General features: G+C 34.8%; 15 protein-coding genes. 6 read left to right on the top strand and 9 right to left on the bottom strand.

Annotated features, from left to right (window positions below; translation table 11 throughout):
• The first annotated feature begins 109 nt into the window (after positions 1–109).
• The gene (locus tag ACFS6I_RS06105; protein ID WP_380918859.1) at positions 110–2,674 is read left to right on the top strand and encodes an SEL1-like repeat protein; all 2,565 of its coding nucleotides are present in this window, start codon (positions 110–112) and stop codon (positions 2,672–2,674) included.
• A gap of 74 nt (positions 2,675–2,748) precedes the next feature.
• On the opposite strand, the gene ACFS6I_RS06100 is transcribed toward ACFS6I_RS06105, so the two are convergent.
• The 4 genes from ACFS6I_RS06100 to ACFS6I_RS06085 all read right to left on the bottom strand — a co-directional run bounded on the left by ACFS6I_RS06100 (position 2,749) and on the right by ACFS6I_RS06085 (position 7,580).
• Positions 2,749–3,765, bottom strand: a complete 1,017-nt coding sequence (locus ACFS6I_RS06100) for a hypothetical protein (protein ID WP_380918858.1) — start codon at positions 3,763–3,765, stop codon at positions 2,749–2,751.
• Between the two features lie 94 nt (positions 3,766–3,859).
• Complete coding sequence (locus tag ACFS6I_RS06095; RefSeq protein ID WP_380918856.1) at positions 3,860–4,816, bottom strand: hypothetical protein; 957 nt, start codon at positions 4,814–4,816, stop codon at positions 3,860–3,862.
• A 162-nt stretch (positions 4,817–4,978) separates the two neighbouring features.
• Positions 4,979–5,611: a response regulator gene (locus tag ACFS6I_RS06090; protein ID WP_380918854.1), complete on the bottom strand. Its 633-nt coding sequence runs from the start codon at positions 5,609–5,611 to the stop codon at positions 4,979–4,981.
• Complete coding sequence (locus ACFS6I_RS06085; protein WP_380918852.1) at positions 5,604–7,580, bottom strand: tetratricopeptide repeat-containing sensor histidine kinase; 1,977 nt, start codon at positions 7,578–7,580, stop codon at positions 5,604–5,606. Before ACFS6I_RS06085 ends, ACFS6I_RS06090 begins: the two co-directional genes overlap by 8 nt.
• A gap of 165 nt (positions 7,581–7,745) precedes the next feature.
• Here ACFS6I_RS06085 and ACFS6I_RS06080 point away from each other — a divergent pair, with 165 nt between their 5' ends.
• The gene (locus ACFS6I_RS06080; RefSeq protein ID WP_380918850.1) at positions 7,746–8,222 is read left to right on the top strand and encodes a hypothetical protein; all 477 of its coding nucleotides are present in this window, start codon (positions 7,746–7,748) and stop codon (positions 8,220–8,222) included.
• Between the two features lie 69 nt (positions 8,223–8,291).
• Here the strand turns inward: ACFS6I_RS06080 and ACFS6I_RS06075 are convergent, their stop codons facing one another.
• The 3 genes from ACFS6I_RS06075 to ACFS6I_RS06065 all read right to left on the bottom strand — a co-directional run bounded on the left by ACFS6I_RS06075 (position 8,292) and on the right by ACFS6I_RS06065 (position 10,625).
• Positions 8,292–9,173 (bottom strand): DMT family transporter, encoded by an 882-nt coding sequence (locus ACFS6I_RS06075; RefSeq protein ID WP_380918848.1) that lies wholly within the window; start codon positions 9,171–9,173, stop codon positions 8,292–8,294.
• The gene (locus tag ACFS6I_RS06070; RefSeq protein ID WP_380918846.1) at positions 9,160–9,981 is read right to left on the bottom strand and encodes an alpha/beta hydrolase; all 822 of its coding nucleotides are present in this window, start codon (positions 9,979–9,981) and stop codon (positions 9,160–9,162) included. The genes ACFS6I_RS06075 and ACFS6I_RS06070 overlap by 14 nt, the downstream gene beginning before the upstream one ends.
• A gap of 71 nt (positions 9,982–10,052) precedes the next feature.
• Positions 10,053–10,625 carry a Crp/Fnr family transcriptional regulator gene (locus ACFS6I_RS06065; protein WP_380918844.1) on the bottom strand — a complete coding sequence of 191 codons (573 nt, stop codon included), beginning with the start codon at positions 10,623–10,625 and terminating at the stop codon, positions 10,053–10,055.
• Positions 10,626–10,832: 207 nt separating this feature from the next.
• Between ACFS6I_RS06065 and ACFS6I_RS06060 the strand changes: the two genes are divergently transcribed.
• The 4 genes from ACFS6I_RS06060 to ACFS6I_RS06045 all read left to right on the top strand — a co-directional run bounded on the left by ACFS6I_RS06060 (position 10,833) and on the right by ACFS6I_RS06045 (position 17,046).
• Positions 10,833–11,231 (top strand): ribosomal maturation YjgA family protein, encoded by a 399-nt coding sequence (locus ACFS6I_RS06060; protein ID WP_208698561.1) that lies wholly within the window; start codon positions 10,833–10,835, stop codon positions 11,229–11,231.
• 413 nt (positions 11,232–11,644) lie between these two features.
• Positions 11,645–14,605 (top strand): SusC/RagA family TonB-linked outer membrane protein, encoded by a 2,961-nt coding sequence (locus tag ACFS6I_RS06055; protein ID WP_380918842.1) that lies wholly within the window; start codon positions 11,645–11,647, stop codon positions 14,603–14,605.
• A 10-nt stretch (positions 14,606–14,615) separates the two neighbouring features.
• Entirely contained in the window at positions 14,616–16,298 is a 1,683-nt protein-coding gene (locus ACFS6I_RS06050) for a RagB/SusD family nutrient uptake outer membrane protein (RefSeq protein WP_380918840.1), read from the top strand.
• A gap of 253 nt (positions 16,299–16,551) precedes the next feature.
• A complete protein-coding gene (locus ACFS6I_RS06045; protein ID WP_380918838.1) occupies positions 16,552–17,046 on the top strand; it encodes a GNAT family N-acetyltransferase in 495 nt (164 codons plus the stop codon).
• A 203-nt stretch (positions 17,047–17,249) separates the two neighbouring features.
• Here ACFS6I_RS06045 and ACFS6I_RS06040 read toward each other — a convergent pair whose 3' ends face one another.
• Positions 17,250–18,683: a c-type cytochrome domain-containing protein gene (locus ACFS6I_RS06040; RefSeq protein ID WP_380918836.1), complete on the bottom strand. Its 1,434-nt coding sequence runs from the start codon at positions 18,681–18,683 to the stop codon at positions 17,250–17,252.
• On the bottom strand, positions 18,680–19,561 hold the full coding sequence (locus ACFS6I_RS06035) for a sugar phosphate isomerase/epimerase family protein (protein ID WP_380918834.1): 882 nt from the start codon (positions 19,559–19,561) through the stop codon (positions 18,680–18,682). The genes ACFS6I_RS06040 and ACFS6I_RS06035 overlap by 4 nt, the downstream gene beginning before the upstream one ends.

Raw genomic sequence — 19,561 nt, 5'->3', positions numbered from 1 at the left:
AAATATAACTTGTACGCGGATATCATTCCTTAAAAATCCCCAATTTCAGCGAATGTTTTAAGAAACTAATCTTTTTATCTTTGATCAGGATCTTAATACAATTATAAAAATGGCACATCGCATTTATATCTATAATATCGACTCCCAATCTGGTGAAACCTATCCCTATTATCTGGGAGAATGGAACTATGAAATACCCCCTCTTTTATTACCTCTTTTTGCTTCTGAAATCAGAGCAAAAGGAAAACTATTATATGCAAACCGAGAAGCGGGAATTGTGTTATTAAGGCAATTCTACACGCTATTGGCCGATGAATACCAATTGCACTATAAAAAGGCGTATTACGAACCCGTCAATCAGCTATTTGATTTGTTAGAAAATTTACCCTATGATACGTTCTTGATCGATGGTACGGATGTCTTCAATATGAATGAGGAGAGAAAATCAGAACAAGCCAAAGATTGGGTTACTGAAATCCAACAAAAAAATAAAAGTTACCTAAAGGCAACAAAATCTCAAAGCTTAAAACCGCTCGATAGTATATTGAAAGCATCAGGTTATCAAAATTTTCTTGAGGCTCTGAAAACAGATTGGATAAACTACGGATTAGGATATTGGAATGAAGATGTTTATAAATACGATTATGCTGAAGTGTTTATAGAAAATGATGTAAAAGGATTAAAAGATATAAAAGGTAATATCATTACTCCTGCCTACTATGATGAAATATCTGAATTTGAGGATGGAATTGCAGTTATTCAAAAAAACAACAAATTTGGTTACCTAGACACAAAAGGAACTGAAATAGTTCTACCAACTTATGATGATGCATCTCATGTTTTTGAAATTTATTACGGACTAGTTTCAGATTACGATTACGAATTTAAGCATCTAGTTGGTTGTGTAACTTCTGATGCTAAGGTTGGGCTTATAAATATGGTAGATCATCAATTGCTTATTCCACCTATTTATGAGGAGTTAACACATCTATATGGGAATTATTTTAATGCAAAAACAGGTAGAACATACACGTTAATCAATCATAAAAATGAAAACGTCATCAATCAAGATAGTGAAACTCCTTTTGATTTTGACGGGAGTGAACTTTTCTTTATAAAAATTGCAGGAACTTCAAAGCGTAAGTATTTTAATAATAGAGGGGTCCATATTGGCGATTATCTCGAAGATGTATTACATGTACTGCCCCATAACTTTTTCTATGTAAAAGCAAACAAATTTCACAAGAAAATTGAAGTTGTCAAATCTGACGGAGAAATTCTAGATACAGAAATAGATCAGGTAATCACACTGTCGAACTACCAGACTTTTGTTTACCGCAAGACTAAAAAATGGTTTATTTATAATCCAATAAATCAAAATTATCTAAAAGATGATGTTAATATTCAAAAAATTGAAATTGATTATCTGGCAAACTTCTTTAAAGATATCTACATATTATATACCGAAATTGGTAATGGAATTTTTGATGCCTTTAACAACCGATGGTTACTTGAGCCCAATGCTTCATATCTTAAAATCGAACAGCTTGAAAAACACTTTTTAAGAGTGCACTTACAAGAGGGAATGCAATATTGGGATGGACAGACCAATCAATTAAGTCCAATTTACGAGTATGTTTCAGAAGTAATTGACCATCATAACGATGAGCTTTTCCTCTATCAGAAAGAAGAATTGTTTTGTCTTGACAAACTGATGAAAATCAGAAAAATTACACCTGAGGAGATGGGTAAATGCTATAACCGAAAAGAGAATTTAAGGGGTAAAGACTTAGCTTTTTTCTTAAAATATTACACCGGTTGGAAATCTCAAACAGGTGCAAATTACTTTCACTATTTCGATAATCAAAGCTTGTACGACTTAGGTCTTGATCTTTTAAAAAACAACAAAATAGAAGAGGCAATTGAAGTTTTAAAAATAGGTACCCAACGAAAGCATTCACAAATGATGACCGAATTAGCCATGATTTATACCGATACCGAAGATCAAGTTCATGCCAACCTAGCTTTAGGTCTTGACTTATATGAAAAAGCTGCAAAATTAGGCGAAAAGAATGCCTGGAACAATTTAGGATATCACTATCAAAATGGCCTGGGCTGTGAGAAAGATATTGATAAAGCTGTAAACGCATATACTAAAGCTGGAGAATTGGGTAATGGATTAGGATGGGCTAATTTGGGAGATCTTTATTACCACGGCCACTGGGTAGAAAAAGATGAAGACAAGGCCTTAGATTATTATTTAAAAGCCCAGAAATTATATTATTTCAATTCGGATAAACTAGCCGACATATATTTTACAAAAGAAGATTATAAAAAAGTTTTACCGCTATTAAAAAAAGATTACGATGAAGAATTTTCACCTATTTACTATGCAATTATGTATGAACGTGGTCTAGGTGGATTAAAAATTAATCTAAAAAAAGCAATCAGCTATTACGAAAAAGCAATGCAGATAGGTGTTTACCATCATGCTGTAAACCAATTATTATATTATTATAGACCTGCTTCAGAATATGCTAATGAAGTTCAATTTGCAAAATGGTATGCATATACAGAAGAAAATAATATCGAGATAGATCTGAAAATCTTAGGTCTTGATAAACAACGAAAAGACACATTAGGTTCATTTTTTAAAAATCTATTTAAAAAGTAATAAAGCCATAAATAGTAATGTCTATAAGACCAGAACATTCCATGGCCCTATAGACATTACTATTTACTGATTATTTACCACTTCACCAACTCACCGATCCGATAAGTCAATACTCCAGTTGTTGGATTATAGCTATCTGTCGACAGAACCGGCATTGGCATTTTGATCTGATCCTGATCTGGATGATGTGTTCTGTTATGATGAGTTTTTATTTCCTTTGGAATAAACTCTTTATCATTTATCCTCAAATTACTTAAAGTCATATCAATGACCGGGATATCTTTATATCGGAGATAACCCTTTCCAAGTTTACGATCTTGGCTAGCAAAATCAAACGCTTTATGATACTGCTCTGTAAAGTATATGATACTTTTGCCCATCACTAACTTCTTGCCAGGAAAAGCCATGGAACCTATGGTATCAATTTTTTTAGTTTCCAAATTTTCAACCGTGTAGGTCACCCACGTATGTTCCATATCGCCCCAGGCGAAATATAGATCTTTAGGATTATAGTGTTCTGCAACTGCTTTTCCAGGAACGTAATCAGCTTTTGAAAGTTTCAGGCGATATTTTCCTTTATTCCAATTAAGTTTATTTCGAACACTGATGAAATCACCTTCGCCATCACTACTATTGTAATATCCTTTGGAGCGAGTAGCTTCCTTACTTCGTTCATACCAACGCGAAAAGATCCCGCCTCGGCCTATTTGCTGATAGGAGTTATCTTTCACACTAAAACCATCAGAATGGGTTTGGATGCCCCCATATATAGGCATACCATTTAAGCTGATGTTGAAAGGTGAAATATAAAACGCATAATCATTAGGAATGTCATTCAATATTTCTACATCGATACTGAAAGATTGAAAGTCATTTACAGCGCTATCTAAAGTAACGAAAGAGTTTGTAAAATGAAGAGGTGCTAGAATCACACTATCGGGATAGGCTCTAGAATTTCTCATTTTTTTCTCCGTTTCCTTGTGAAGATCACTGTTTTCATATTTTTTCTTAAGCTCTTCTTTAGTCTGCGCCAATAGACATGTACTTGAAAGAGAAAGAAGCAATAAAATAGAATGTATTGAATATTGCATTGGGTTATAATTTTAAGACCTAAATTACACTTATTTTTAGATATTCAAATTTAATCACAGCAAATCCAAAGAGAAAAAAAATGTAAGGTTAAAATTATGATGTAGGCAGATCAACACGAACACCATTTTTCCAATAACATGGCTTATAATTTACAGGAACGTCTCCTGTTGAGCCTGTTACATAAACATCTTCACCGTTAATAAAAATTCCTGAAGCTTGAGCATTATCTTCTAATTCGTGAAGAACGCCGTTTTTCCAATAACAAGCAGTATGACCAGTACTGTTTGATTGATGTTTATTAATTAATCCAACAGCATAGATATCATTGTTCGATTGTGTAATCTGCAGAACTTCACCATAACGTTCATCCAATACAACAAGTTCTTTATTTTTCCAATAGACCGGAAAACCACAATTACCACCTATATAAACTGTATTTGCACTACCTTGAAAAATTGTCGTTACTTCTTTAAATACTCCTTTGCTCGGCAACGGTAATTCTTCTGGCGCAGATACACCATTCCAATAAAAAGGTTTACCTATAGCTAATGAGCTTCCTCCGAAATTTCCAGAAACCTTTCCATACATACCTGCAAACAATGGTTTATCATTATACATTGTCATAGTCCGTAGGACCCCCACACTATCACTATTCATCTTTACCTTCACATTGTTCTTATAATAATACATAACGGTATCTAAGAGGAAACTACCTTGGTCCATCTGATAGGATTCCTTTACCCCTGACTTATTTTTATATTCAAAATTTATTCTAGATTTATCATCAATAGCTTTACGATAAAAAGTTCCATTCGGGATATTTTTAATAAATGTAGTCGCATCTGTCTTTAGATCATCTAACCAATAGACTGTACTAACTTCACCAACAAAGGATCGATAGCCACTAATCGCAACGTGGCCATCAGTCGCGATAATGGATAGACCATTACTTAAGAGCTCCTGTTTGACATCTGATTTTTTACAAGAAACAAATAGAAATATAATTGAAAATATAGCTAAAAGGCAACTAGGATATATGCGACTCATCATCAATGGAATTTATGTTTACTAAAATTGATTAGTTGTATTGTCAAAGTTAAAAAAAAATATAAGATCATGCATATATTGATAGTACTTTTTACAGGCTAAATATAGTTGTCGTTTGGTTAGATGAAATGAGTTAAGGATAAGAAATTGTCGAAATAATTTAGATTAGATCAATTTATTCTCTGTAGCAAGCCTTACTAATTCGATCATATTTTTTGCCTGAAATTTTTTCAGTAGATTTCTGCGGTGAGTTTCTACAGTAATGATGGAAATGAATAACTTCTCAGCTATTTCTGCTGACGTAAGTCCTTCAGCTACAGATTTTAAAATCTGCTGTTCTCTCTTTGTCAGTCGTGGTATTTCGAAAGTATTGAGCGAAGGCCTTAACATAATCTGCTGTACTTCTTTACTTAAAGCAATCTCACCGCCCAATGCTTTTTCGATGCACGCAACGATTTCTTCTGAATCAGCATTTTTTAAGATATAACCATTACCACCATTTTCTAAAAACCGGAAGATAATACTGCGTTCGGCCTGATTGCTTATACCAAGCACAATAGAATGTGGAGATTTTTGTTTAATATTTTTACAAAAGTCCAATCCATTTCCATCACTTAAAATAATATCCAATAATATAATATCGACTGTATTTTCCTGAATAAAATCCAATATAGCGGCACCTTTTGTAAATGAAAACACTTGAAATTTATTTTCATTTTGAAGTAAAGATCTTAGTCCCTCCACAATCATCGGGTGATCATCAACTATTGCCAGATTTAACGTATTTTTACTAGACATAACATTCGACATTTATTGTAGTCCCTTCCCCTTTTGCAGAAGTAATATCTACCGTTCCATTAATCAATTGTACACGGTTTTCAATGTTCTTTAATCCTAATCCTTTTGTAATTTGATTTTTATCGAATCCAATTCCATAGTCTTCAATGGTAAGGTTCAAAAGATTGTCATTCTGACTGATCTGAACAATTACATTATTCGCCTGTGCATATTTGATGACATTGCTTATACTTTCTTGTGTAATTCGATAAAGAGCGAGCTGAGTCTCAAAAGGAATATTTTCCGATAAATCAAAAGCTTCAAACTGAATGTGTAAATTTTTATAACTCATGGATTCACAAAGCTCTGATAATGCAGTTTCAAGGCCTAGATTTTTTAAGGTCTCAGGCATCAAATTTCTAGAAATACGACGCATTTCCGAAATAGACCTATCTAGTTTTTGGACGATATCATTTGTTTCATTCATATTCCCTATCCCATCCTTTGAGATGGACATTCTGATGTTGGCCAGCATTCCTCCCATACTATCATGTAGATCCTGGGCAATACGCTGACGCTCCTGCTCTTCTCCTTGTAAAAGAGCTTGTGTTGCATCATATTTTCTTTTGTTCTCAATACGTAACAACTGTTGCTGATGACTCAAACTGATTTGTTCATTCAATTTCCTTTGTTTCGTATAATTGAGATAGGCTAAGAATGCAATAACCAAACTTAAGCCAAGAGCAATGCCTAATAGTATAGCACGTAGATTCTTATTTCTAGCTAAGAGCTCATTTTCCTTTTTTTCCTGCTCTAAACGATTAATGGTTTGTTGCTTTACTGAAGTTTGATGTGAGATTTCCAACGCATTCATTTTCTCCAGTAATTTTTTTTGTTGCAGACTATCGCTTAATGCGCTTGACTTTTTTAACCATTGATAAGCTTGTTTATAGTCGCCCATTAATTCATTAACCGTAGCCAATTGGGTAATTATTATCTTACGATTGATGCCTTCTTTCGTCAAGATATCCTCATCTAAAATATCCTCCATCAGCGATTTAGCTTTCACATAATCTTTTTGCATCAGATAAACATTATACTTCCTAAAATTTAACATCTGCAACATCTTTACTTGCTTTTTTATTTTTGCCAATGCAATACCCTTACTTAGATTTTCCAAAGCTGGAGTAAATTCCTGTTTTGTTGTATGATACATGGCCACCTGGTAATAATAATTAGCCGCATGCTGTGTGTTGGGATATTTTTTAATAAGTGTTGTTGCCTTGTCCAGATAGATTTTTGCTGTTTTACTATCGGGTTTATAACAGTAATTACTAACAAGATTGAGATAAGTAATAAGATGAACTGTATTTTTTTCAGGAATATTAAGGAGTTGCTCCAGCGCCTTTTTTTGAAATTCTTCAGCAGTATTAAGCTGGCCAACAGACATAAAAGTTAAACCTAATTGGGTATTGCAATAAGCTAAAAGTTCTGTATTTCTACTTTTTTCACTTAAGGGTATGCATTTTTCAGTCAAAGTCTTGACCAAAAAATCATAACCTTTGTCCTCCACTTGCATGTATGCATAGTTATACCAAGATTTGATTAAGGTACCCTTATTCTTTGATTCTTTTTCAAGTATAGATATCGCATCATTGTACAATTTTTTAGCTTTAATTTTATCACCTTGATTTGTTTCATACACTGCCTCATAATAATTTAAAAGCCCCATACTTAAAACATTTTTATTCTTATCGTGCAATACTGCATCCAATGCCTGCTTGCTTTTTAAAGCGTCTGTTGGCGCCCAGTATTCTGAAAGCAGTAAATAGTTGTAGAGGCGTGTACTATCGCTATTACCACGATTAATCTGATCATTAATTTGCCTTACATAAGCCTCTTCATCCAACGGGATGAGCTGTTGTGCTTTCGCATAATATGCAAAAATAAAAATCGAAAATATGATTGATAAAAAGTATCGCTTTAACATGGGTTTTGTAATTAAATGACAAATATCTGCATAAAAAGAGTTGATCTTTTATTTGCTATAAAAATCATGGTAAACCATTAGAAATTAAATCATGGTTTAAGATGATTGTTCAAATAACCCAATCTATGGAAATTTGCTATCACAAAATAGATAAAATTAGTAATTATGAAAAAAGTAAATGTAAAAATAGCACTTTTAGGGATTTTGTCAGCACTGACATTTAGCATGTTGACAATAGGCTGTAGCAAAGATGATGATAATACAATACCAGAACAAAAGGGAAGTCACTATAAAATCACAGTAACCCTTAACAATGTAAACGCTGATCAGGATTTTGTTTCGATTGCTGTGGCAGGAGGAAATCCCGGTGGAAAAACAGATGTCTGGAAAGTTAATGGTGTCGTGAAAACAGGTGAATCGGCTATTGGATTAGGCGATACTGATTTCACTGGTGCTACTAAAACATACATTATTGAAACGACAGAACCGATTCGCGCATTTTCAGGCGGTGTACAAATAATCAATTATGGCGCACCTTTATCTGTAGACTATAAAATAGAAGTAGATGGTAAAGTTAAAGTAACTGAAAATCCTACACTAACAGGAGATGGTGCGAACTTAACGAAACAATATTCGTTCTAAGATTCTTACCTATTTATATTATTTATAATAGATTTTATTTAAAATCTCGTGATATAACAAGAAAAGCCTCTATCGAGGCTTTTCTTGTTTATTGATTAATACAATAGCAAACAGAATCAATATAATTCCACCCCACTGTATTATATGAACTGACTCATTTAATATGATTACTGCCGACAGTATCGATACAGGAATCTCCAAGCTGGCAAAGATATTACCTAATGAAATTCCAACTTGCGGAATACCTTTGGTGAAAAGAAGTGGTGGCAGAATAGTTCCAAAAATTGCAATCACAATTCCCCAATATAAACTGACCGCGCTCATTTGTTCCACTATCCGAATATTCCAGAATAAGATAACTAAAATTAATCCACCAAGGACAAGATATTTACTTCGTAAATGACTGGGTACATCCAAAGCGACTGAACTTGAAGCAAAGAGCGACAAAGTATATGAAGCTCCGGCTCCTAACCCCAATAGAAGACCTTTTACGCTGAGATTAAATTCAGTTTCAAAAATATTTGTTGCAAGCACTGTACCAATTAAAACAATGATCACACCGATTATTTTAGCTTTAGTCGGTCGTTTTTTATGGACGACAATCTCCACAATAAGGCTAATCCAGATAGACTGCATGAGAAGAATAATTCCTACAGATACAGGAACATACTGGATCGAAAGGTAGTATAATGTGGTTGTAAGTCCAAGTGATGTTCCCCAAAATACCAATCTTGACTTTGATCTGAAAGATACAGTAACCTTCTTTTCCCCCCTTCTTTTTTTCCAGATCAGGTCGAGAAATAATAGAAATATAAATCCAATAAAAAATTGCCAAAATGTAAGGGCACTTGTCCCTATACCCAAACCATTCGCATATTTAACGATAGTCGCCAATAATCCGTAGCTAATGGCACCTGCAAGTACATAAATAACTGCTTTAAAGTTTTTCATAATAAAAGTAGTTATTAAATAAAGCCAATTGATTGGAAAGCGATCTGCTCCAATAAGCGGTATCGTGACGACCATTTGATTCCTGGTAAATATGATCCACATTAGCCTTTATCAGCTGATCATGAAAGTCACGATTCATACCGATCATCTGCTCGTCCTGAATACCGCAGTCCAAAATATAAAACTGATCTGCAGTTTGCATTTTTGCAATCTTACTGGATGTCAGAAATGCTCGATCTAACTGTTCGTATTGACCCAATACTTGATCAACTTGGTATCCATGATAAGCTTCTCCAAATCGAGTAAAATCCAATGCTCCACATGAACTGCCTACTAATGAGAATGATTTTGAATAGGTAACACCAATATTCATAGCGCCATAGCCACCCATACTCCAACCGAGAATTCCTCTACTTTCTCTATGAGCAAAGACTGGATAATGTGCGTCTACATAGTTTACTAATTCATCTCCTATAAAAGTTTGATATTGTGATCCTATGTCGATGGGACTATCGACATACCAGCTGTTAAAATTAGCATCAGGTAAAATAAAAATAGTTTGGTAAAGTTCCGACTTTGCTACAAGATCTGGAATATCTTGCTGATGAGTTCTTTCGGAATTGCCACTATAACCGTGCAAAATATAAACAGATTTATAGCTTTTCCCCGCTAGTATATCAGGTGTGATAATGACCACTGGAATTTTCTTGTTCATTTTCGCACTATAAACATGTTCATGGACTATGTGTTGTCCAAAAACAGGAAGTATTAATGTAAAAATAAAGCACATCATTGCAATTTTTTTCATCTTCTTATTGTTTTAATTCAAGACAAAAGTCAAGTTTCAAAAGATGAAAAACATTTACATATGTTGAGGGATTAAAAATTTAATTCTTTTCGTATTCGACTGAGTTGTGTTGGCGTAATACCAAGATAGGAGGCAATATGATGTTGCTTAAGTCTTTTAAACAATTTCTGATTTTCATAAAGCTTGATATAACGTATTTTTGCTGTATCCCATTTCAGGTCGATTTCCAAAGGCTCTTTTTTTACAACCCAATTTTTCTCTAAATAATGAATATGAAACAATGCAAGATCGTGATATTTGATCAGCAATTCACGAAAAACTTGAGCAGGGTACATAATTACTTCACAATCTTCTAACGCTATGATGTGGAATAAACTTGGCTTATGTTCAATAATTGCGGCTGTGGAAGCTACAAAGCTATTCTCTTCAAAGAAAAGTTTAAAAATTGTGTCACCACTCTCATTAATAGTATAATAACCCAGCAAACCTTTACGAACAAAATAATAATAACGTGCCATATCTCCCGCTCTTAAAATTAAATCATTCTTTTTAAAAGAGTGTATTTTGCAGATTGCCTTCAGAGCATCTGCTGTTTCTTCAGATAGTGAATAATAGGCATTTATCTGTTTCAAAAAATCATCCATGTCGAGTTGAATTACTATCCGCTAAATTAGGTAATGAAAAATTAATATTAGACTATATTCTGTATGCATTAATAATCACTTGGCATAAATTACCACCAGCTTCCCGAAATATTTAGTTATTTTCGCTAGATCGCTATTTATAAAACATCAGCTTTAAAAGAATATATTTTAAAAGTGTTTTATGAAATTTTGAAATGTTGCTAATACATGATAAAAAACAGTAAAAATAAAAGAACAACCTACGTTGGTTTAGTAGCTATCACCATAATACTTGGTTTGGTTTCTAGAAGAATTGATTTTGTTCCTGCAATAACAGGCGACGTGTTATACGCTATAATGGTATATTGGATCTTTCGTTTTCTATTTTTTACGCGTCCACTCCCATTTTCAATTATACTCACTCTAGTTTTCTGCTTTTCGATAGAATGCATGCAATTAATACAAACTCCCTTCTTTATTTATATCAGAAACAACCCAGTTCTTCGTCTTGTTTTTGGGCAAGGTTTTCTCTGGTCAGATCTATTCGGTTATATCGCGGGTACCGGTATTGCCTATCTATTGGATAAAAATAGATTTTTCAAAATGGATACCTCAAGGAAAATTTAATCAAAGAATTGCACAATCACAGTTGCCTAACACCTCAACTATTAATATCATCTGATAAAAAACGGTTTTTGAAAAAAACTTCAACAGTAAACATTCGATTTTAGCTACTTGTTCTCCAATACTTCAACTGCTAATGATGAACGCTCCACTCCTTTCCAATATCACTAATTAATTTTCATAAAAAGAAAATTAATCATCAAATTGTCTCAGAATAATATCAAAATGTCTCAACATAAGGTTTAAGGTTTAAAAATTTCTCAATTTAATGTCTATAACCAAACCAAGTATGATAATTATTATGTGCTTAATAAGCTATTATTATTGCGATGCCGCATTACATCAACTTCTGATCGATCCAACATATTATAATCACTAATAATAACCCTAAATATCTCTTACAAACCTTTTAGCTTATGAAATTTAAAATTAACAATTTTAAAGTAGCTACCAAATTATTACTGTTTAGTACCAATTTCTACGCGATTACATCTCATGCATCGCCCATGACCAACTACAGTAATGAAGTACAGGCAGTACTTAACGGTAGTATCACTGATGAATCAGGCAATCCTTTGGCAGGAGCCACTGTTCATGTAAAAGGTACTTCTAACAGTACCGCCTCGGACCAGAATGGATCTTTCAAATTGAATAATGTCAAAAAAAATGACGTGATCTCAATCAAGATGATTGGATTTACAACACAAGAAGTTCCGTACAATGGCGAAAGCAACCTAAAGATTCAGCTGATATCGGTAGCACAAAGCCTAGAGGAAGCTGTTGTAGTCGGTTATGGAACGATCGATAAAAAAGAGCTCACAAGTGCTGTATCTACTATCAAACAAAAAGACATGATCGCAGGTGCAGTCTCGCCCTTACTTTCGATACAGGGAAAAGTTCCAGGACTAAGTATTATCTCGACCAATGGGACTGATCCCAATGCCGGAATTTCCTTACAACTTCGAGGCGTTAATTCAGTAAATGCATCACAAGGTCCTTTAGTTGTGATTGATGGTGTACCGGGAGGTGATATCAACTCGGTTGCTAAAGAAGACATTGAATCAATTAACGTACTTCGAGACGCTTCAGCCGCTGCAATATATGGAACCAGAGCTTCCGGAGGAGTTATTCTAATTACAACAAAAAGACCACAAATCGGAAAAGCACAAGTTAATTTTACGTCAGAATATTTCCTCGAAACAGTCCGAAAAAAACCAGAAGTCCTTTCTGCTGATAAATTTATCGAATATGGCCTTGGTAATGACCTTGGACACAAAACAGATTGGTATGATGAAGTGACAAATAACAATCCATTTAGCCATAGACAAGTGGTCAACATTAGTGGTGGATCTGAAAACGCCAATGTATACACTACTTTTACAAAACGAGATGCTACCGGTATGGCCATTACCTCTAAAAGGAAAGAAATCGGTGGACGTATCAATTCTTCCTTTAAATTTTTTGACGGGTTTGCTGAATTAAACACCAATGTTAGCTACAATGAAGCAAAAGCTTTTGGAAGCAATAATGATATTTTCAATATGGCAATGGTACTCAATCCAACAGAAACTCCTTATGATGTAAATGATGTTAGCGGATTTAATGTACTTGTGGGTGGATATGATTATTGGAATCCTGTTGCTGAAGTCAAACTTCGGTCAGATTTAAAACAATTTAAATATCTCTTAGCCAATAGTACATTAAAACTTAATTTAACAGAACATTTAACCACTAGCGCAACAATTGGAGTAAAAAACAATTCAGAGCATGGTTCATATTATCGATCTGCCCAACATCGATTATCAAGACAGGATGGTGTAGATGGAAACGCCTCACAATATTATAATAAATATAATGACAGAGTATTTGAATGGACATTTAATTACAACAATCGATGGGATAACCATACTGTCAACGCAGTAGCAGGTTACAGTTATCAAGATTTTAATGGGCAAGGATTTTCAGCCAATAACTCAGATTTCCCTGTAGATGGCATTAAAGAAAATGATATGGGAACAGGAAGTTATTTAGTCGAAGGAAGAGCTGGTATGGGTTCATGGCGCAATCCTTGGGTAAAATTAGCAGCTTTTTTTGGACGTGTCAATTATTCTTATTTGGATCGGTATATTCTTACTGCGACAGCACGTTATGAAGGCTCAAGTAAGTTTGCTCCAAAGAATAGATGGGGTTTCTTTCCTGGTCTGTCTGCAGGATGGCGCGTATCTCAAGAGCCATTTTTAAGAGATGTTACTTTAATCAACGATTTAAAATTACGGGCAGGATATGGTGAAACCGGAAATGAAGGTTTTGATGCTAAAGTAGCAAGTCGCATGTACAGTGCTGATACCTGGTTCTTACAAGATGGAAATTGGTTCAGGACATATGGAGTCATGCACAATCAAAACCCTGACATCAAGTGGGAAGTAAAAAAAGAGTATAATCTGGGTTTAGATTTTTCAATTCTAGAAAATAAACTGAACGGAAGAATTGACTTCTATAAACGTAAAATAGATGATCTTATTTATGATATCAGCGTCTCCCAGCCTCCGGCAATTCATGACAAAACAACGATGAATGTTGGAAGCATGCAAAACACAGGTTACGAATTTGAATTAAATTTCAAAGCAGTCTCTAATGAGAACTTTACTTATAGCACTGGTATTATTGCTTCTCATAATAAAAGCACGCTTAATACACTTTGGGGCAGCCAAACATTTACTGATCGAAAAGATTTTCCGGCACCAGGTTCTCCAGGATCTGCAGTAAGACTATTCCCCGGAGAAGAAATCGGTCGGTTTTATCTATGGAAATTTGCAGGCTTTACAGATGATGGTTATTGGCAATTATACGATAAAGATGGAAATACATTTGATGTTCGGGAACGTAGTAAAACGGTTGGTGATAAAGCCTTCGTTGGAAATGCCATCCCTAAGCTGCAATTATCATGGAACAACCAGTTCACTTATAAAAACTGGGATGCAAGTATCTATATGCGCAGCTGGATTGGCCATGATGTCTTTAACATGATCAATATGTACTATAGCTTACCAAATGTGAAAGGCCAGAATGTCCTGGCAGAAGCCTACGATAAACACAAAAATATCAAAGGTGAAAAAGAATTGAGTGATTACTGGCTTGAAAAAGGAACATTCTTAAAAGTCGACGCACTTAATATCGGTTACTCTTTCAATGCAAATCTGATCAAACCTATAAAATCACTCCGTATTTATGCTACCGCTAGAGATCTATTTGTATTCACAAATTATACCGGGTTAGATCCCGAAGTAAACATCAATGGACTTGAACCTGGTTTTGAAGAAAGAAATGTCTATCCAAAAACACGAACTTTTATGATGGGTTTACAAGTAAATTTTTAAAAATAAGATTATGAAAAAATACATATCGATACTAACACTATCTGCAGGGCTACTCTTTCAGGCTTGTACCAAATTAGATCAGGAATTTTATAGCTCTGTAACTCCTGAAACATTTTACAAAAGTGAGAAAGATATCAAAGCGGCCCTTTTTAGACCTTTTACCCATGCTAAGTGGTACCTCGGAGAAGATCGCTGGAGATTACAGGAATATACTGCCGACAACTTTGCGATCACAACTAAGGGCAGGCATTGGTATAATGGCGGAGAAAATGAACGCTATCATTATCACAAATGGACTGCAGACGACGGTTGGATTTGGGGAACATGGCGTGGAACCCTGATGGGGGTTGCCCTTGCTCTGGATACCAAAAATGATCTTTCTAAATTGGATTATACAAAATTTGCTTTAAGTGCGGACCAGCAACAAGCTGATATGGCTCAGCTCGATGCTTTAATCTCATATTTCTATTTGAGAGGACTGGACTATTTTGGCGGAATGCCCATTTTTGAATCACTAGATCAAGAATCACTTCCTCGTAATACCGACCAAGAGCTGTTTTTACATATTGAAAAATTATTGAAAGCAGCACTTAATAATTTACCTGCAAAAAAAACTGGTGACAAAGAAGAAGGGGCAATTCGAAAAGCGGCTGTTGCGGCAATGCTTGCTCAATTGTATTTTAATGCAGAAGCCTATATTGGTAAACCGATGTATGAGGAAAGTAGACAATTAAGTCAAGCGCTAATCAATAAAGAATATGGTGATTATCAACTGGATCCAACATGGAATGGTGTTCATGGGTTCAAAAACAACAATTCTCCTGAGATTATATGGTCTATGCCTTCTGAATTTAAAATGCTAGAGTACAATTGGTTTTATGCAGATTTCTACCATTACAATACAAGAGAGTATTTTAGCCAAGATATGGGCGGGAATAATGGTGCTCACCTCACTCCTTCTAGAAAACCAGATGGTACACTTTATAGTAGTGATTTTAAACTAGGATCGCCATTTGAAACTTTTAGCGCAGGGGACTTTCGAAAGAGCCCTTATCGTTATTTAGGCACTGAAAACTATGAAGGTATGTTCATCGTGGGGCCACATCTATCTCCAGATGGAAAAGCCATTCTTGGCGGTGAAGAATATAATAAACAGCCCTTAAATTTTGTAGATCAGGTGGCACGATTCTCAGAAGTAGGTCAGGGAAAGAAATATAGCTCTGTCGCGCAACTCCCGTCAAAAATGTCGGAGGGTGAGGAAAACACCGGAATTCGTTTGGTAAAAGTTCCTATTCCAAATCTAGCCAATAATACATTAAGATGGGGTGCTGATATGCCTGTAATCCGATTGGCCGAAATCTATTATATGTTAGCCGAATGTGAGTTCCGTGTCGGAGATAAAACTAAAGCTGTTTCCCTAATCAATAATGTTAGAAAAAGAAATTTTAAAGACAACATCGATTTAAATCCGGTCACCACCGCTAATATAGATAAATATCGTTTTTTAGATGAATGGAGTATTGAATTTATAGGAGAAGGGCGAAGAAGAACCGATCTCATCAGATGGAAAGCCTTCACAACAGAAAATTGGTGGGATCACTCGCCTTCTAATAGCAGTCATCTGAATCGTTTTCCTATTCCAAATCAAGCCATTGCAGGAAATAACATGCTGGAACAAAACCCCGGATATTAATTTAATTAACTTTAAGTCATTGATTTCGGATTTGCCCCAAAAAGTTTCTAACTTTTTGGGGCAATTTTAATAAGTAAAATACATGAAAATGCATTATCAATTTAGTATTTTTTTATTAAATAACATAACTTAAATCTTGTATAGAGCAACTTAAAGAAAGTAAAAAATCATTGTTCTGGCGTAGATCTTATAATGGAGTTAAAACTTCCAGGTAATAGCACTAATTTTAAAAACCTTTATATTTACACATCATATGACCACCCAGCTAACTTTTAAAAAATATACCGAAGAAGACTTTTCAGACTATCTTAATCTTGTTAAAGAAGATGACCTGATGCAATACATCACCGGAAAAGGTCTATCTGAAACAGATGCTAAGAGAAGATTTGCATTTATCTTAGATCTAGGCCAACAGCATAATGCTCTTGGTTATTTCCAAGTATTGGATACAGCTACTGGTCAAATCATTGGTGATTGTAAACTAGTCTTCTACAAAAGAAACATCCATATTTTTGAAATCGGTTATTTAGTACGAAAAGAGCATTGGAGACAAGGTCTAGGAACTAAAATTTGTGAATATCTGTTATCCCAAGCGTCGACCGTCAATAAAGAAAATGATGTAATTGCTGTCATTCACCCAGAAAATATCGCTTCAAGAAAACTACTCGAAAAATTTAATTTTGAAAGCTATTTTAAAGGAAATGAAGATGGTACTACAATCGAAAAGCTGATATTAAAGCGGAGTTAAAAAGATATATCCTGTATACATATCATCCTTCAAAATACCCAGTAACAATGTATTATATAATCATAAAAACTCATTATTAAGATGATTCCTAGAACAGCATTAAACAAAATAATGTTGTTTCTTAAGATATCATTCTCAAGAAACAACATTAAAATGTGCGCTATACGGACATACCAACAATCAGCGAAATTGATCTATCGTTGTTAGTAACGAACGGTATCAGAAGCTAGAAATGGTAACTGATAAGATCCTGTGTCGATCAGAACTTGTTTTGATATCTTCCTCAAATTTTCAACACTTACTAATGTCGCTTTTGTCTGATAGGCATAAATCTGTTTCAATTTGGGCATTTTATTGAGCTTTTCTAACCCTTTATCTGTAACTGGCACTGCAAATAAATTTAGATAGGATAAAGCTGGATGTCCATTCAGATGTTCAAGTCCTAAATCTGTAATTTTTGTATTTTCTAAATGTAACTTCATTAAGTTTGGAAATTCGGCCATCATCTTGAGGCTTTGATCAGTTATAGCGGTATTTCCTAATTTCAACTGTACAATGTTATCTTTAATCTTTAAAAGATCTTTTAAATCTTGATCCTTAAATTCAGGATAGTTAATTGCGTTGATGGTTACATATTCACTAGTACTTGCAATAGGCAAAACCTTAATTCCTTTTGCTTGTAACTGCTGTACAAAATCAGCTGGTAGCTTTTTTGCCTCCGGTAATTCTTCAAATGGAGAAGTCGGTTCACTTCCCTTTTCTAACTTCCCTAAAATTTCTTTTATTTCTGCTGTCTGCGCCAAGTCACTCGATTTTTTAGCAAAATCAGCACCTTCTTTCACCCACCATCCGATCAACTTAATTTGTTCTGCAGTAATTGGCTTACGGCCTTTGGGAGGCATTCTTTTTTTATGCCCCTCTGGCAATATCAATCGCGCATATAATTCACTTTTTTCTAAATCATTTGCAACAAGTACTGTCCCGCCATCACCACCTTTCAATAAATGTGCTTGATCATGAAGAGCAAAACCACCTTCTTGCTTTTTCTCGCCGTGACAACTTTGACACCGCTGTTTAAGAATGGGTTGAATAATTCCTGAATATACCTGCGCTTGTTGCGCATTAGTCAGTAAAACAGGTTCTTCAGATGCATCCTCTATCCCCACAGCTGTTTTAATCGCTGTAGGAAGTGCATCTTTAAAATACCCTTTCCCATGTGTTAAAGTACCTCCAAAGTGACCAGTAATACCGATAAGAATAAACATCAAAAACAATATTGCAACACGCTTAGATTTAAACTTTTCAATAAAGGAATTACGAACACCTTCCTTATATAAAAAATATAAAAAAAGACTAATAGCAGCAACTGCAAGTCCTAACCACTGATGGAAATTCAAAGTATCTTGCTCGTAACCGCCTTGTAACGACAACAGATATCCTGTAAAACAAGCGAATATAGCCGCCACACTACCAAACAATAAGGATAATGATATTGCTGGACCTATATTCTTATAATTTTCCTTTCTTGAGAAAAGTGCCAAGATACAGGCAATAACTAACATTCCAATGGGAAGATGTACCATAACTGGGTGCCATCTTCCTGTAAAATTCATTAACTCTTCAAAAAACAACATCATGATTTATAGCGTGTCTTTAAAAGATTTAACATAAAGACATTGATACTCCATTGATCAGCTACAGGCTGTTGCGTATAAGGTAAAGTTGGTAAATATCCAGCGGGACCAAATTCAGTTGTTATGGTTAGGACTTTTGCTTTACTTTCTTTGTGAATACGTACAATTTCATCCCACCATGCCAAATGCTGATCCAAAATAGATTTCCATTCTGGAGCTGCGGGATCATTAACCTGTGGTCCTTGCGGATGACCAACCCGAGCGTGTATGTGTCCAGTTTTTAGAAGCGCCAATTGAACAGCTTCTTTTTGATCTGACAACATGGACTCATGAACATTACACCAATGTGATATATCTAATGTTAAACGCAAATGCGGAATCTCTTCCAAATACTTTTTTGTAATATGTGCGGCAAAGCTAAATCGGCCACGATGTGTTTCATGTCTAACTGGGATACCCGTTTTTTTAGAAATGGCTTCAGCAGCATCAATTAGAGCTTTATTTTGTTCAAACGTATAATACTCTTTTCCAGTATGACAATTAATATAATCCGGTTTTTGCTGCGCGGCATCCTCAACATTTTTTATAAAGGAAGCCAGATACTGATCAAAACTGGCACCGCCACCTCCACTTAATAACCCCAAGGAGAGGTTATGCTTTTTTAAAGCATTAAACATGGCTGTACGCTCTTCTCCTGCCGCTGGAAGCCAAGTCTCTAAACCATCAAATCCAGCCTGACTTACTCGAGCACAGTAGCTGTCCCATGACTCTGACATACCCCAATTGGTACAATAGAACTTTATTTTTAAATTATTATTCACTTGAGCTTGATTTGGTAGAGCCCATAAAATAAAAAGCATAATGCTGTATATATATTTCAT

Origin of the sequence: Sphingobacterium anhuiense (assembly GCF_042686355.1) — a bacterium.
GTDB lineage: Bacteria > Bacteroidota > Bacteroidia > Sphingobacteriales > Sphingobacteriaceae > Sphingobacterium > Sphingobacterium anhuiense.
The sequence above is the reverse complement of the archived record's forward strand: the minus strand, read 5'-3'. Positions and strand labels throughout refer to the sequence as shown.

Coding starts and splice junctions, on each gene's coding strand:
- ACFS6I_RS06105 (WP_380918859.1), top strand. CDS start 110: ATGGCACATCGCATTTATATCTATAATATCGACTCCCAATCTGGTGAA.
- ACFS6I_RS06080 (WP_380918850.1), top strand. CDS start 7,746: ATGAAAAAAGTAAATGTAAAAATAGCACTTTTAGGGATTTTGTCAGCA.
- ACFS6I_RS06060 (WP_208698561.1), top strand. CDS start 10,833: ATGATAAAAAACAGTAAAAATAAAAGAACAACCTACGTTGGTTTAGTA.
- ACFS6I_RS06085 (WP_380918852.1), bottom strand. CDS start 7,580: ATGTTAAAGCGATACTTTTTATCAATCATATTTTCGATTTTTATTTTT.
- ACFS6I_RS06090 (WP_380918854.1), bottom strand. CDS start 5,611: ATGTCTAGTAAAAATACGTTAAATCTGGCAATAGTTGATGATCACCCG.
- ACFS6I_RS06045 (WP_380918838.1), top strand. CDS start 16,552: ATGACCACCCAGCTAACTTTTAAAAAATATACCGAAGAAGACTTTTCA.
- ACFS6I_RS06065 (WP_380918844.1), bottom strand. CDS start 10,625: ATGGATGATTTTTTGAAACAGATAAATGCCTATTATTCACTATCTGAA.
- ACFS6I_RS06095 (WP_380918856.1), bottom strand. CDS start 4,816: ATGATGAGTCGCATATATCCTAGTTGCCTTTTAGCTATATTTTCAATT.
- ACFS6I_RS06070 (WP_380918846.1), bottom strand. CDS start 9,981: ATGAAAAAAATTGCAATGATGTGCTTTATTTTTACATTAATACTTCCT.
- ACFS6I_RS06050 (WP_380918840.1), top strand. CDS start 14,616: ATGAAAAAATACATATCGATACTAACACTATCTGCAGGGCTACTCTTT.
- ACFS6I_RS06100 (WP_380918858.1), bottom strand. CDS start 3,765: ATGCAATATTCAATACATTCTATTTTATTGCTTCTTTCTCTTTCAAGT.
- ACFS6I_RS06035 (WP_380918834.1), bottom strand. CDS start 19,561: ATGAAATATATATACAGCATTATGCTTTTTATTTTATGGGCTCTACCA.
- ACFS6I_RS06040 (WP_380918836.1), bottom strand. CDS start 18,683: ATGATGTTGTTTTTTGAAGAGTTAATGAATTTTACAGGAAGATGGCAC.
- ACFS6I_RS06055 (WP_380918842.1), top strand. CDS start 11,645: ATGAAATTTAAAATTAACAATTTTAAAGTAGCTACCAAATTATTACTG.
- ACFS6I_RS06075 (WP_380918848.1), bottom strand. CDS start 9,173: ATGAAAAACTTTAAAGCAGTTATTTATGTACTTGCAGGTGCCATTAGC.